The sequence below is a fragment of the Streptomyces sp. NPDC001231 genome, from assembly GCF_042896885.1.
GTDB lineage: Bacteria > Actinomycetota > Actinomycetes > Streptomycetales > Streptomycetaceae > Streptomyces.
Genome location: NZ_JBIAXS010000009.1, coordinates 109,231 through 122,894, shown reverse-complemented (window position 1 = coordinate 122,894; position 13,664 = coordinate 109,231). Strand labels below are relative to the sequence as shown.

Annotated in this window: 12 protein-coding genes; 10 read left to right on the top strand and 2 right to left on the bottom strand. The window is 74.4% G+C overall.

All coding sequences use genetic code 11. The features are described 5' to 3' along the window. The first annotated feature begins 53 nt into the window (after window positions 1–53). From ACFY3J_RS13435 to ACFY3J_RS13400, 8 genes are all read left to right on the top strand, one after another. The gene (locus ACFY3J_RS13435; RefSeq protein WP_390840881.1) at window positions 54–1,124 is read left to right on the top strand and encodes a zinc-dependent alcohol dehydrogenase family protein; all 1,071 of its coding nucleotides are present in this window, start codon (window positions 54–56) and stop codon (window positions 1,122–1,124) included. 145 nt (window positions 1,125–1,269) lie between these two features. Further along, window positions 1,270–1,710 (top strand): pyridoxamine 5'-phosphate oxidase family protein, encoded by a 441-nt coding sequence (locus tag ACFY3J_RS13430; protein WP_384179859.1) that lies wholly within the window; start codon window positions 1,270–1,272, stop codon window positions 1,708–1,710. Between the two features lie 40 nt (window positions 1,711–1,750). Next, a complete protein-coding gene (locus ACFY3J_RS13425) occupies window positions 1,751–2,473 on the top strand; it encodes a CBS domain-containing protein (RefSeq protein WP_384179861.1) in 723 nt (240 codons plus the stop codon). A gap of 174 nt (window positions 2,474–2,647) precedes the next feature. After that, window positions 2,648–3,523, top strand: coding sequence for a universal stress protein (locus ACFY3J_RS13420; protein ID WP_384179863.1), 876 nt, complete (start codon window positions 2,648–2,650; stop codon window positions 3,521–3,523). Between the two features lie 19 nt (window positions 3,524–3,542). Beyond that, window positions 3,543–5,918, top strand: a complete 2,376-nt coding sequence (locus ACFY3J_RS13415; RefSeq protein WP_384180069.1) for a glycoside hydrolase family 65 protein — start codon at window positions 3,543–3,545, stop codon at window positions 5,916–5,918. Between the two features lie 136 nt (window positions 5,919–6,054). Then, window positions 6,055–7,440: a rhodanese-like domain-containing protein gene (locus ACFY3J_RS13410; protein ID WP_390840880.1), complete on the top strand. Its 1,386-nt coding sequence runs from the start codon at window positions 6,055–6,057 to the stop codon at window positions 7,438–7,440. Then, complete coding sequence (locus ACFY3J_RS13405; RefSeq protein WP_384179867.1) at window positions 7,437–7,829, top strand: rhodanese-like domain-containing protein; 393 nt, start codon at window positions 7,437–7,439, stop codon at window positions 7,827–7,829. Before ACFY3J_RS13410 ends, ACFY3J_RS13405 begins: the two co-directional genes overlap by 4 nt. After that, entirely contained in the window at window positions 7,826–8,572 is a 747-nt protein-coding gene (locus ACFY3J_RS13400; RefSeq protein ID WP_390840879.1) for a sulfite exporter TauE/SafE family protein, read from the top strand. The genes ACFY3J_RS13405 and ACFY3J_RS13400 overlap by 4 nt, the downstream gene beginning before the upstream one ends. A gap of 49 nt (window positions 8,573–8,621) precedes the next feature. Here ACFY3J_RS13400 and ACFY3J_RS13395 read toward each other — a convergent pair whose 3' ends face one another. Then, the gene (locus ACFY3J_RS13395; protein WP_141364307.1) at window positions 8,622–8,909 is read right to left on the bottom strand and encodes a metal-sensitive transcriptional regulator; all 288 of its coding nucleotides are present in this window, start codon (window positions 8,907–8,909) and stop codon (window positions 8,622–8,624) included. Between the two features lie 93 nt (window positions 8,910–9,002). Between ACFY3J_RS13395 and ACFY3J_RS13390 the strand changes: the two genes are divergently transcribed. Continuing rightward, entirely contained in the window at window positions 9,003–9,590 is a 588-nt protein-coding gene (locus ACFY3J_RS13390; RefSeq protein ID WP_390840878.1) for a rhodanese-like domain-containing protein, read from the top strand. A 126-nt stretch (window positions 9,591–9,716) separates the two neighbouring features. Here the strand turns inward: ACFY3J_RS13390 and ACFY3J_RS13385 are convergent, their stop codons facing one another. Further along, on the bottom strand, window positions 9,717–10,523 hold the full coding sequence (locus ACFY3J_RS13385; protein WP_384179873.1) for a ribonuclease BN: 807 nt from the start codon (window positions 10,521–10,523) through the stop codon (window positions 9,717–9,719). Between the two features lie 701 nt (window positions 10,524–11,224). Between ACFY3J_RS13385 and ACFY3J_RS13380 the strand changes: the two genes are divergently transcribed. Next, window positions 11,225–13,474 (top strand): tetratricopeptide repeat protein, encoded by a 2,250-nt coding sequence (locus ACFY3J_RS13380; RefSeq protein ID WP_384179875.1) that lies wholly within the window; start codon window positions 11,225–11,227, stop codon window positions 13,472–13,474. The last annotated feature ends 190 nt before the right edge of the window (window positions 13,475–13,664 follow it).

Below are 13,664 nucleotides of genomic sequence, written 5' to 3'. Positions count from 1 at the left end.
CGAAGGCCGTGCGTCCGCGAAGGCCACCCGGAGCGAAGAGGGTGAGGTTCGGCATGAAAGGCTACGTCTTCCATGGCCCCGGGCAGTCCGCCTGGGAGGAGGTCCCCGACCCGGACCTCGAGGAGGCCACCGACGCCGTCGTGCGCGTCGACGCCGTGACCATCTGCGGGACCGACCTGCACATCCTCAAGGGTGACGTGCCCGAGGTCCGCCCCGGCACGGTGCTGGGGCATGAGGCCGTCGGCGAGATCGTCGAGGTCGGCGCCGAGGTGCGCACCGTACGGCCCGGCGACCGGGTCCTCGTCTCCTGCATCACCGCCTGCGGCCGGTGCCGCTTCTGCCGCGAGGCCATGTACGGCCAGTGCCGCGGCGGCGGGGGCTGGATCCTCGGCCACCTGATCGACGGCACCCAGGCGGAGTTCGTCCGGGTGCCCTTCGCCGAACTCTCCGTGCATCCGCTGCCCGCCGCGGTGACCGACGTGGACGCCGTGCTGCTGGCCGACATCTTCCCGACCGCCTATGAGGTCGGCGTGCTCAACGGGCGGGTGCGGCCCGGGGACACCGTCGTCGTGGTCGGCGCCGGGCCCATCGGACTCGCGGCGATCGCCACCGCTCGGCTGTTCGCGCCCGAGCGCGTCATCGCCGTGGACCTGGCCGCCACCCGCCTGGAAGCCGCCCGCAAGCTCGGCGCCGAGGCCGTGGCCGACGCGTGCGAGGCCCCCGAGCAGCTGGTCGACGACCTCACCGGAGGGCTCGGCGCCGACGTGGTCGTCGAGGCGGTGGGCGTACCGGAGACCTTCGAGCTGTGCACGCGCATGGTGCGGCCCGGAGGCCACGTGGCCAACGTCGGAGTGCACGGCAAACCCGCCACCCTGCACCTGGAAGAGCTGTGGATCAAGAACGTGACCATCACCACGGGCCTGGTCGACACCCACTCCACGCCGACACTGCTGCGGATGGCGGCGGCCGGCCGGCTGCCCACCTCCCAGCTGGTCACCCACACGTTCCCGCTGGAGCGCATGGAGGAGGCCTACGACGTCTTCGACCACGCCGCCGAGACGGGGGCGCTGAAGGTCGTGCTCGGTGGTCCGCGGCGCGAGGTCGTCCCGGTGCCCGCGGCCTGACGGGCCGGACGCCGGGCGCGACCCTCGTGCCCGGCTTCCGGGGCCGCCCCGGGACGGGGACATGCGGGCGAGGTGCAGCAGACACGCAGGAGACGCGGCGCGGAACGGCCGCACGCGCTCCGCCAGGTGGAAAGACGGATGACTGATGTATCGCAACGACGGGTTCCGCGAGCTCGGGCGGCAGGAGTGCCTGCGGCTGCTGGCCAAGGCACCGGTGGGCCGCATCGTCCATACGCGGCACGCCCTGCCCGCGGTGCTCCCGGTCAACTTCGCCCTGGACGGCGACGGCGCGGTGCTGCTGTGCACCTCGGCCACCTCCGAACTGGTCCGCGCGATCGACGGCGCGGTGGTCGCCTTCGAGGCCGACGAGGTGGACGCGGTCGCCCACTCCGGCTGGAGCGTCGTCGTCACCGGCCCCGCCTCGGTGGTGACCGACCCCGCCGAGCACCGCCGCCTGCTCCACGGCGGCCCGCGCTCCTGGGTGCCCTCGCCGCAGGTGGTCTTCGTCCGCATCGAACCGGAACTGGTCACGGGCCGTGAACTCGTCGGCGGACTCAGCGTGTACGGCCTGCACCGCCTCGTCTGATCTTCGTGCCCGCCCCTCTTCGAGCCCGCCGGAGGACACCATGCAGGGTTCCCAGTACACCGTCGGCGACGTGATGACCCCGACCGTCGTCGCGCTGGCCGGTGGAGCGATGTTCAAGGAGATCGTGCGGACCATGGAGCAGTGGGGCGTCAGCGCGATGCCCGTGCTGGACGGCCGCGGCCGGGTGCTCGGCGTCGTCTCCGAGGCCGACCTGCTGCGCAAGGAGGAGCTTCGCGACAACGACCCGGACCTGCCCGGCGGGCCGCCGCCCGTGGCCGGCTCGCGCCCGGCCAAGGCCCGGGCCGTGACCGCCGAGGAGCTGATGAACACCCCGGCCGTCACCGTGCACCCCGCCGCCGCCCTGGGCCGGGCCGCCCGCCTCATGGCCCGGCACGGCGTCAAGCGCCTGCCGGTCGTCGGTGACGACGGTGTGCTCATCGGCATCGTCAGCCGTTCCGACCTGCTGAAGGTGTTCCTGCGCGGCGACGAGGACATCGCGGAGGAGATCCGCCGCCAGGTCGTCGTCGCCGGGCTCCTGGCGGACTCGGTGGGCGTGGCGGTGCGCGAGGGAGTGGTCACGCTCACCGGCCGGGTCCCGGACGCCTCCCTGATCCCGCTCGTCATCCGCCTGGCGCGCAGCGTCGAGGGCGTGGTGGACGTGCGGTGCGACCTCACGGGACCACGCCGCCGCCCCCTCCTGGAACCCGATCTGGCCGACGAGTGGCCGTCGTCGCCCGCCACGGGGAGCGGACCCGAGACCTGACGGCGCGCGGACCGGCGCGCCGCGCCGAGGGGAACCGGGAGACGGCGCGGCGGGAGGGCCGAACGGTCCCCGGAAGGACCGAAGCGCTCTCGCGCCGTGCCCTGCCGGATGCGACGGTGAAGGTGGGATGCGCTGCCGCAGGAGGCGGCAGCCCGGCGGAAGGCGGTGGGGTCGGTGGAACTGCCCCTGGTGGTGGGTGTCGACGGGTCGGACCCGAGCCTGACGGCGGTGGACTGGGCGGTGGGTGAGGCCGCCCGGTTCGGTCTCCCGCTGCGCCTGGTGTACGCGTCCCTGTGGGAGCGGTACGAGGGCGCGGTGCCGTCGGGGACGGTGGGGCGCCCCTCGGAGCAGGTGATGGCGGAGCACATCGTCGCCTCCGCCGCGGAGCGCGCCCAGCGGCGCGACCCGGAGGTGAAGGTGTCCACCGACATCCTTCCGCAGGACACGGTCACCGCCCTGCTGGGCGAGGCCGCCAACGCCTCCGTGCTGGTCACCGGCTCTCGCGGGCGGGGTCAGCTGAAGGGGCTGCTGCTGGGTTCGGTCGGTCTGGCCGTGGCGGCCCGGGCGCACTGCCCGGTGGTCGTGGTCCGGGGCGACCAGGCGGGCCTGGCCGGCACCCACGAGCGGATCCTGCTCGCCGCCGGTGACTCCGACAGCGGGCACGAGGCCGCGCGGTTCGCTTTCCGGGAGGCCGAGGTGCGCGGCTGCGTCCTCGACGTCGTACGCACCTGGCGGCGCCCCGTGCACGAGGGCATCGGCAGCCCGGAGCTCGCCGAGGAGCCGGCCCGGCGTCACGAGGAGCATGCCGCCGCCGTGCTGGAGGAGCTGCTGCGCGAACCGGCGGCCGAGCACCGGGCGGTGCGAGTGCGCGCCGCCACGGTCGAGGGGCCGGCGCACCGGGTGCTCGTGGACCGCTCGGCCGCCGCCGACCTGGTGATCGTCGGGGTACGGCGCAGGGAGGGCCACTTCGGTCTCCAGCTGGGCCGGACGGCCCACACACTCCTGCACCACGCGCACTGCCCGGTCGCCGTCGTACCGCAGCGGGTGTGATCGCACGGTGCCGGAGACGATGGCGCGGACCTGGGCCTACGACGGCTACGACGCCGCGCAGGAGCGGCTGAGGGAGGCCCTGTGCGCCCTGGGCAACGGCCGCTTCGCCACGCGCGGAGCCCTGCCGGAGTGCGCCGCGGACGAGGTGCACTACCCGGGCACCTACCTGGCCGGCTGCTACAACCGGATCGTCTCCCACGTCGCCGGCCGCCAGGTCGAGAACGAGGAGCTGGTCAACCTGCCCGACTGGCTGCCGCTGCGCTTCCGCCTCGCGGGCGGCGCCTGGCTCACCCCGGACACGGCGCCGGTCCTCGAGCACCACCAGGCCCTGCACCTGGACCCGGGCGTGCTGGAGCGCCGTACCCGGTACGGGCTCGGCGACGGGCGGACGCTGACCGTGCGCCAGCAGCGGATCGTGCACATGGCCGACCCGTATCTGGCGGCCCTGCGCACCGAGTTCACCGCCGAGGGCGGCCCGGCGGACCTGGAGGTCGAGGCGGCGGTCGACGGCGGCGTGACGAACGCCGGAGTTCGCCGCTACCAGGACCTGGACGGCCGTCACCTCACCCAGGTGCACACCGGCACCGCGGCCCCGGACACGGTGTGGCTGCGCTGCCGGACCCGGACCTCCGACATCCGGATCGGTCTGGCCGCCCGGCTGACCGCCGACCAGGCGGCCGGACCGGTCGGCACCCGGCACGAGCACCCGCGCGCGATCCAGCGGGTGCGTCTGAGCCTGGTACCCGGCAGTGCCGCCACCCTGGACAAGACCGCCGCCCTGCACACCTCGCGCGACCTGGCGATCAGCGATCCGCTGGACGCGGCGATCGACCGGGTGGGCGCGGCGCCCGGCTTCGCCGGACTGCTGGAGAGTCACCGGACGGCCTGGGGACGGCTGTGGCGCCGGGCCGCCATCGACGTCCCCGGGGAGCCGGGACGCATCCTGCGCCTGCACCTCTTCCACGTGCTCCAGACCCTCTCCCCGCACACCGCCGACCTGGACGTCGGCGTACCGGCCCGCGGCCTGCACGGCGAGGCCTACCGCGGCCACGTCTTCTGGGACGAGCTGTTCGTCCTGCCGTACCTGAACCTGCACTTCCCCGAGGTCTCCCGCGCCCTGCTGCACTACCGGCACCGGCGCCTGGAGCGGGCCTGCTCGGCGGCGCGCGCGATCGGCCGGCGCGGCGCGATGTTCCCGTGGCAGAGCGGCAGCGACGGCCGGGAGGAGACCCAGCGGCTGCACCTCAACCCCCGCTCGGGCCGCTGGCTGCCGGACCACTCCCACCTCCAGCACCATGTCGGCTCGGCGGTCGCCTACAACGTGTGGCGGTACTGCGAGGCGAGCGGCGACGCGGAGTTCCTGCACACCAAGGGCGCCGAGACGCTGTTCCAGATCGCCCGCTTCTGGGCCGACTCGGCCACCTGGGACGAGCATCTGGGACGCCACCGCATCCTCGGCGTCATGGGCCCCGACGAGTACCACGACGCCTACCCGGACGCCGAGCGGCCCGGCCTCGACGACAACGCGTACACCAACGTCACGGCCGCCTGGGTGCTCGAGCGCGCGCTGGAGGCGCTGCGCGTCCTGCCCGAGCCGCGCCGCCGCGAACTCGTCGAGCGCACCGGCGTGGACGGCGCCGAGCTGGACCAGTGGGAGCACGTCTCCCGCACGCTGCACGTGCCCTTCCACGACGGCGTCATCAGCCAGTTCGAGGGGTACGGCGGCCTGGCCGAGTTCGACTGGGCCGGATACCGCGAACGCTACGGCGACATCCGCCGCCTGGACCGGATCCTGGAGGCCGAGGGCGACAGCGCCAACCGCTACAAGGCGTCCAAGCAGGCCGACGTGCTCATGCTGGGCTACCTCTTCTCCCCGGCCGAACTGTGCGCACTCCTCGGCCGCCTGGGACACCGTTTCGACGGGGACCTGTGGCGGCGCACCGTCGACTACTACCTGGACCGCACCTGCCACGGCTCCACCCTCAGCGGCCTGGTGCACGGCTGGGTCCTGGCCCGCGCCCGCCGCGCCGAGGCGTGGGCCTTCGTGCAGGAGGCGCTGCGCAGCGACATCGCCGACGTCCAGGGCGGCACCACCGGCGAGGGCATCCACCTCGGCGCCATGGGCGGCACCCTCGACCTCGTACAGCGCGGACTGACCGGTCTGGAGACCCGTGAGGGCGCGCTCTGGCTCGACCCCGCCCCGCTGCCGGAGCTGTCCTCCTACGGCGTCTCGATGCGCTACCGGGGGCACTGGGGCGTGCGGCTGCGGCTGGAGCACGGCCGGATCCGGATCGCCGTGCCCGAGTCCGACGGCTCACCGATCGACGTGCGCCTGGCCGACCGCGCCGTCAGCGTCCAGCCGGGCGAGACGTGCGCCCTGGTGCTGCCCGACTGAACCACGTTCCCACCACGTTGCCGGCCCCCTCCCGCATCCATCGCCGAAGAGGCCCGGAAATACCCCGGGGGGTACTCGTGTTAGTGTCTGACGAGATACCCCGGGGGGTAATTCTTCGCTAGGAAGGGAGCGTCCTGTGTTCTTCGTGGAGACCATCGAGCTGGCAGGACTCGGCAACCGCAGCTACCTGGCCGGAGGCGAGCGCACCGCCGTGGCGGTCGACCCGCCCAGGGACGTCGACCGGGTGCTGGCAGCGGCGGCCCGGCACGGAGTGCGCATCGCGTACGTCGTCGAGACGCACGTCCACAACGACTACGTCTCCGGCGGCCTGGAACTCGCCCGGCTGACCGGAGCCGACTACCTCGTCCCGGAGGGCGCCGACGTCCGCTTCGCGCGCACCCCCGTCCGCGACGGCGACACCGTGACCGTCGACGGCGACGCCCGGCTGACCCTGCACGCCATGGCCACCCCGGGACACACCCCGCACCACACCTCGTACGTCCTCCGGGAGGCGGGCAGTGCCCTCGCCGTGTTCACCGGCGGCTCGCTGCTGATCGGCACCGTCGGCCGCCCCGACCTGGTCGAACCGCGGCTGACCGAGGGCCTGGCCCGCGCCCAGCACGCCTCCGCCCACCGGCTCGCCGCCGCACTGCCCGACGCCACCGCGGTACTGCCCACCCACGGCTTCGGCAGCTTCTGCTCCTCCGGTCAGACGGAGGGCGACAGCACGACCATCGGCCGGGAGCGCGTGGTCAACGACGCCCTCACCCGCGACGTCGACACCTTCGTCGCCGACCTGCTCGCGGGCCTGGACGACATCCCCGCGTACTACACCCACATGGGACCGGCCAACGCCGCCGGACCCGCCCCGGTCGACCTCACCCCGCCCGCCGTCGCCGACCCCGAGGAGATAGCCGCCCGGCTGGCCGCGGGGGAGTGGGTCGTCGACCTGCGCAACCGGGTGGCCTTCGCCGAAGGGCACGTCGCGGGATCGTTCAACTTCGAGGCCGAGGGCAAGCTCGCCACCTACCTGGCCTGGCTGGTGCCCTGGGGCAAGCCGGTGACGCTGCTCGCCGAGACGCCCGCGCAACTGGCCGACGCGCAGCGCGAGCTGGCCAGGGTCGGCATCGACCGCCCGTCCGCCGCGGCCACCGGCGGGCCGTCCGCCTGGCTCCGTCCGGGCGAGGAGCCCGCCTCCTTCCCGCGGGCCACCTTCGCGGACCTCGCCGAGCGGCACCCGGGGGAGGGCGTCGTCGTACTGGACGTGCGGCGCGACTCCGAACGCGCCGGGGGCTTCGTCGAGGGCTCGGTGCACATCCCGGTCCACCAGCTGCACCGGCGGATCGACGAGGTCCCCGACGGCCAGGTGTGGGTGCACTGCGCGGGCGGCATGCGGGCCGCCGTGGCCGCCTCCCTGCTCGACGCGGTGGGCCGTGACGTGGTCGCGGTGGACGACGGGTTCGAGTCCGCGCAGAAGGCCGGACTCACCGTACGGACCGAACGGGAGGAACAGTGCCGATGAGCCCGGTCCGCCGCGGTCCCGCCCGTATCACCGCCCCGGAGGCCGCCGCGCGCACGGGCCACGCCCCGGCGGGCGGCGCGCCCGGCGGCGGATCCGGCGGCGCCGTGATCGTGGACGTGAGGGAAGCGCGGGAATGGCACGCGGGACACGCTCCCGGCGCGCTGCACCTCCCCCTGAGCGCGCTCGCCTCGGGCGCCGACGTGCCGCCCGAGGCGCGCGGGCGGCTCCTGGTCGTCGTCTGCCGCTCCGGCAACCGCTCCCGGCAGGCCGCCGAACTGCTGACCGCCCGGGGCGCCGACGCCGTCGACGTGATCGGCGGGATGCGGGACTGGGTACGGGCCGGACTGCCCGTGGTGGACCAGCGGGGCGAGGACGGCACGATCGCGTGAGTGCTCTGCTCCTCGCCCTGGCCGCCGGGGCCGTCATCGGCCTGGCACTGGGCACGCTCGGGGGCGGCGGCAGCGTCCTGGCCGTCCCCGCCCTGATCTACCTGCTCGGCTTCACCCCGGTCGCGGCCACCACCGCGAGCCTGGTCATCGTCACCGTCACCTCGGCCACCGCGCTCGTCGCACACGCCCGGGACGGCCATGTGCACTGGCGTACCGGCCTGCTGTTCTCCGCCGCGGGCGTGGGCCCGGCCATGCTCGGCGGCGCGGTCGCCGGACGGCTCCCGGAGGTCGTGCTCACCGCCGCCTTCGCGCTGGTCGCGGCGGTCGCCGCGGTCCGGATGCTGCGCCCGCGCCCGGCGACCGAGACGGACCGCCCGGTCCGGCCCGGCCGGGCGGCGGCCGCCGGCGCCGGACTCGGCGCGGTCACCGGTGTCCTCGGCGTCGGCGGCGGCTTCCTCGCCGTACCCGCCCTGGTGGGCGTGCTCTCCCTGCGCATGCGCGCCGCGGTGGGCACCAGTTTGCTGGTCATCACCGTCAACTCGCTGGCCGCGCTGGCGATGCGGGCCGGGACGGTCGACGGGCTGGACTGGGCGGTGATCGCGCCGTTCGCGGGTGCCGCGGTCCTCGCCGCGTGGGACGGCAAGCGGCTGGCCGCGAAGGTGTCCGGGCCGGCGTTGCAGCGGATCTTCGCCGTGGTGCTGCTGGCGGTCGCGGCGTTCATGCTCATCGACGCGGTGGCCTGATGAGTGCCGACCGGCCGGCCCCCCGTACCGGGACGCGGGTGGCCCGCCCTCACGCCAGCGACAGGAACAGCTTCTCCATGCGGGCCCGCATCTGCGCGGGGTCCTGGCCGTTCGTCCGCCCGGCCTCGATGTCGGCCACGCACTTCTGCAGGCCGCTGGCGATGATGGCGAAACCGGCGCGGTCCAGGGCGCGGGAGGCGGCGGCGAGCTGTGTCACGACCTCCTCGCAGTCCCGCCCCTCCTCGATCATCCGGATCACCCCGGAGATCTGGCCCTGCGCCCGGCGCAACCGGTTCAGCACGGCCTTGAGGTCCGTGCCCTCGAGCTCCAGTTCCACGATCACTCCTTGCAAAATACCCCTGGGGGTACTGTACGTCCGTCTTCGGGACGACGTCGACCACCCCACCGACCGGAAAGGACCCGTTCTGCCGTGACCGTTCCCTCCACCCCCGTCTCCCTGCTCGTCGAGCAGGCGCACTCCAGGCTCGACGAGCTGACCGTCATCGATGTGCGCACGACCGGCGAGTATGCCTCGGGACACCTCCCCGGCGCCCTCAACATCCCGCTGGACCGCGTCCGGCAGGCGCTGCCCGAGATCCGGCACGCGGCGGGGCGCGGCGAGGTCCTCGTCGTCTGCGCCTCGGGCGCCCGCTCGGCCAAGGCCTGCGTGTACCTGGCCCGGCACGGCGTCGGCGCCGCCACCCTCGCCGGAGGCACCGGGGCCTGGGCGTCAGCGGGTCACGAGCTGCACCGGCCGACGGCCTGCGAGACCTCGGCCGGCTGGAGCATGGAACGCCAAGTGCGCTTCACCGCCGGATCGTTGGTGCTGCTCGGCGTGGTGCTCGGGCTGCTCGTCCACCCGGCCTTCCTGATCCTGTCGGCGGGCGTGGCGGGCGGACTGGTCTTCTCCGCGCTCACCGACACCTGCGGCATGGCCGTCCTGCTCGCGAAGCTCCCCCACAACCGGCCGCGCGCGGCCCGGCTCGACGCGACGCTCGAGACGCTGCGGAGCAGGTGAGACCGGCGGGGCGGCCGCCAGGCCGCCCCGCCGCCCCGGCTCCCACCGGGCCGGTGTTTCCAGCGATGCCGCCCTCCCGCTCGCCGGACCGGCCCCCTCCCGCATGTCGTCCCGTGCGGCGCGGACTCATTCCTCGGGGCCCTCCTCGTGCTCCAGCAGGTGCCCCATGCGGTCGCAGAACAGATGGCCGAACAGCGCGCCGCCGTAGACGACGAACCCCGCGCCGACCAGCCAGGACTCCACCACCAGGATGGTGCCGATGGCGCCGTAGCTGAACGCGTTGGTCACGATCAGCGGGGTGAACACCAGGAACGAGAAGGCCCGCAGACCCACCAGCCCCACCATGGTGGCGACGGCGCCGGGGAGGAGGAGCCGCCAGCGCACCTGGTGACCGAGCAGGAAGTGCGGGCCCCACCAGAAGAACAGCACGCCGATGCCCACGCTCAGCAGCATGCGGTAGGTCCCGTCGAACACGGTGCGGGTGAGCACCTGCACGTACAGGTACACCATGAGCGCGATCAGCCAGACGGCTTGCCGCCAGATCCGGTGCCACGGTCCGGCGGGCAGCCGCCACACCCGCTCGTAGCCGTTCTGCACGCTCGACGCGAAGGACACGCCGAACACCGCCAGCAGCACCAGACCCCATACGCTGGTGCTGCCGGCCACCTTGCGGGCCGGGCTGAAGACCTCGGAGAGCACGTCGGCGGACCGGCCGGACAGATCCATGCCGTCCACCAGCCACAACGCGAACCCGCCGTGGTGCAGCGGATCGAGCGCGGCCACCACGATCAGCAACGGGGCGAGGGTGACCAGGGAGAGCGTGGCGAACCCCATCGCCCGGTGCATGAGCTCCAGCCGCTTGCCACGCCGGTAGAGCTCAGCGGCCCACCCCAGGTGTGTCGTCGGGCGGTCGGCGGACTCCCGCTCGCTCAACTCGGCCGCCGTGAGCGCCCGTCTCCGCGACCGGTGCCGCTCGACGCCGGGCGGGACGGGGTGGGACGTGACATGACGACGGCGCCTCCTCTCCGAGTCCCGGGTGACCGGCGTACGGCCCCGCGCATACCCATCATCGCGACCCGTCCGCCCGGCCGCACCCGGGCAGGCGGGATTGCGGCAGCAGATCCCAGGACGGACGTTCGCGGCGCACCGCGACCGATGAGCCGCGGGTGGGACCACATCACGGTCCGGTGCTCCGGGTCGCGGCTTCGACCGTGCTACGGGACCACCACCTCCCGGCGGCCCACCGCACCTCCGCCACCGCCCGCGGACGGGAGCGGGCCGGCCGCGTCGAGCCCCTCACGACACCGGCACACCCATCCTCGCGCCGTTGTCGTGAACAGGCACACCAGGAGCACGGCCGCCCCCTCCACGCCCGTCGGCGTACCGAGGCCCCTCCCGCCCGTGGACGAGAAGGGCCCCCTTCGCTTGCGGTGAGGCGCCTGCTTCAGGGCTGGTGGACGGGTCCGCTCCGGGCCCTCGGGTCCGTCCCGCCCCGTACAAAGCCGGGCGGCGGCTCGCCATACTGGACGAGGGTCTCCCCGCGGATCGGGCCGCGCCGGGACGGGCCAGGGGGCGGCCCGTACGGCGGGCACGGCCCGGAGAGGCGGGGTACACGGCGACGGGGGCGGCGCGAGATGTCGGAGACCATGCTGATCCAGGGCCGTTACCGGCTGCTCGACACGATCGGGCGCGGCGGCATGGGGGAGGTCTGGAGGGCGCGGGACGAGTCACTGGGCCGCCATGTCGCGGTGAAGTGCCTCAAACCGCTCGGCCGGCACCACGACCCGTCCTTCACCCGCGTGCTGCGCGAGAGGTTCCGGCGCGAGGCCCGCGTGGCCGCCGCGCTCCAGCACCGCGGGGTGACGGTGGTGCACGACTTCGGCGAGTCCGACGGCGTGCTCTACCTCGTGATGGAGATGCTCGACGGCCGCAACCTCGGACAGCTGCTGGAGGACAACGGCCACCGGCCCCTGGCCGTGCCCGACATCGTCGAGATCGCCGAACAGGTCGCCGCCGCCCTCGCCTACACCCACCAACAGGGCATCGTGCACCGGGACCTGAAACCGGCGAACATCATGCGCCTGACCGACGGCACGGTGAAGATCTGCGACTTCGGCATCGCCCGGCTCGGCCACGACATCGGCTTCACCGCCCGGCTGACCGGCACCGGCGTCGCCATGGGCACCCCGCACTACATGTCGCCGGAACAGATCGGCGGAACCGAGGTCGACCAGCGCAGCGACCTGTACTCGCTGGGCTGTGTGCTGTACGAACTCGCCACCGGGGCACCGCCGTTCGACTTCGACGACGCCTGGGCGGTCCTCGTCGGCCATCGCGACACCCCGCCCGAGCCGCCGCGCCGCCACCGCGCCGAACTCCCTGAGTACCTGGAACGGATCGTCCTCGACCTGCTGGCCAAACCTCCCGAGCGACGACCGTATGACGCACACGAGTTGAGTCGCCGTATCATCGCCGGCCGCACGGCGGCGCCGCGGTACGCGCCCACGGTGGCCACCCCGCTGCCACGGCCCCGCCCGTCCGAGCCGGCCGGTCGCGACGCCCGCCTGCCCTCGTGGACGCGGGGCATGACGACCGGCCACAAGGCGGCCGGTGCCGGAGGACCGCGCAGCGCACGCCCGGACGCGGCGGGCGGCCTGACCGGGGAGTGGATCCCGCGCGCCGCCGCCGACGGCTCCGCGGAGACCGGGCGGCCGCCCGGCGGGCGGCCCGTCCCGTCACCGGAGGCCGTCAGAGCGCTGGCCGACCGGCACCAGGCGGGCCTGAGCCTCGGCCGGCTCGGCCGCTGGGACGAGGCGGCCCAGGCACACCGCGCGGTCGCCGGCGAGCGCGCCCGCCTCCTCGGCCCCGATCACCCCGCCACCCTCGCCAGCCGCTACGAACTCGCCTTCGGCCTCAGCCGCACCGGGCGCGCCGCCGAAGCGCTGCGCGAGTACAAGCAGGTGGCCGAGGCGCGGATCAGGGCCCTCGGCTCCGACCACCCGGACACACTCGCCGTGCGCCAGGAGATGGCGTACGTGCTGGGCCGCCTGGGCCGCCACTTCGACGCGCACCAGGTGTACGCCGCGGTGCTCGCCGCGCGCGAGCGCATCATGGGCCCGGACCACCCCGACACCCTGCGCTGCCGGCACAACCTCGCCTTCAGCCTCAGCCGGCTCGGCCGCCTGGACGACTCCTACCGCATGGCCTGCCAGGTCGCCGCCGCCCGCGCCCGGGTGCTCGGGCCGCAGCACCCCGACACCCTGGTCACCAGGTTCGAAGTCGCCTACGCGCTCGGTCAGTTGGGACGGTGGGCGGAGGCCCTGGAGACCTACCGCGACGTCGCCGAAGCACGGGCCCGGGCACTCGGCGCCGACCACCCGGACACCCTGGCCGCCCGCTACGAGGTCGGCATCAGCCTGGGCCGGCTCGGCCGCGGCGCGGAGGCGCTCCAGCTGTACCGCGCCCTGATCGACGACCGCACCCGGGTGCACGGCCCCGCGCACCCCGAGACCTTGCGCGCCCGCCACGGTTACGGGGTCAACCTCGGCCGGCTCGGCCGCTGGGAGGAGGCCCTCGCCGAATCCCGCGACGTGTGCGCGATCCGCGGGCGCTCGCTCGGCCCCGACCACCCCGACACCCTCGTCAGCCGCCGCGAGGTCGCCGTCAGCCTCGGCTGGCTCGGCCGCTGGGCCGACGCGCTCACCGAGTACCGCGCCGTGGCCGACGCCCGCGAGCGCGTCCTGGGCGCCGGCCACCCCGACACCCTCTCCAGCCGCACCGACGAGGCCCACTGCCTGGAACAGCTCGGCCGCGGCGGGGAGGCCGTCGAGCTGTACCGCAGGGTCGCCGTCCTGCGCGGGCAGCGCGCGGCCGACGGGCCATAGGCCCTGTCGTCGAATTCCCGCCTGCCTCGCGGCGTCTGGCACGCACTCCCCCAAGCTCTTCGAGCAGGGGGACCCCCAGTCGCGTTGCCGAACCGCCCACGCGGCTCCGCCACGAGGGCGCTCCGGCGCCTTGCGATCACACGCACCGGAAGCCGCGCGGCCCACCCTTCGGGCGGACGACGGGAATGTG